The organism is Virgibacillus carmonensis (assembly GCF_057836705.1).
In genome coordinates this window covers 1-555 of record NZ_JBYQFJ010000337.1, presented here as the reverse complement: position 1 = coordinate 555, position 555 = coordinate 1, and the positions used below count along the sequence as shown (strand labels likewise).

General features: G+C 38.4%; 1 protein-coding gene and 1 pseudogene. Both read right to left on the bottom strand.

Annotated elements, in window-relative coordinates; genetic code table 11:
- Positions 1–197: pseudogene (locus tag AC3G7N_RS22205) on the bottom strand (translocation-enhancing protein TepA); the annotation flags it as partial.
- A gap of 157 nt (positions 198–354) precedes the next feature.
- Positions 355–555, bottom strand: a 201-nt coding sequence (locus tag AC3G7N_RS22200; protein WP_489424277.1) for a dihydrodipicolinate synthase family protein, incomplete at its 5' end; no start/stop codon positions are given.

Genomic DNA, 555 nt, shown 5'->3' with positions numbered 1-555 from the left:
TATTTCGTTGTTTTGTTTTGCGGAGGTAATTGTATATGCCCCTCAACTTGACCAATAATAGTAAGTACATGAATATTCGAATCTGGTGATTGCGGGACATTGGATTGTCCAAGCTGTTGTATTTTTTCCACTAGGGAAGACTTGTTGTTTTCCTCTTCTTGGTTTTTGTCTTTATCCATTGATGGTTGATTATTCATTTAGCGACACTCCTCTTGTTTTTATACTGCTAGTAATTAGTATGAACAAGTGAAGGTTTTCCTATTAAAAAAACCACCAACATTTAGTTGGCAGTCTAAAAAGCCTGGGTTGTCGCCGGGACTAATGGCGCCTTGGATTTTTTATACTTTATACCGATTATGCTTTCTTAAAGTATAAATCCCTTTTGATTACATCGTCTATTACCTTTTGTTCGTCTTTTGATAAAGCAACCAGCGGTAAGCGTACACCGCCACATTCCAGTCCTTTCCGTTGCAGTGCATATTTTACTGGGGTCGGCGAAGGGTAATTGAACAATCCTTTCATAACTGGAAGAAATCTACGATGAATGTTTGCGGC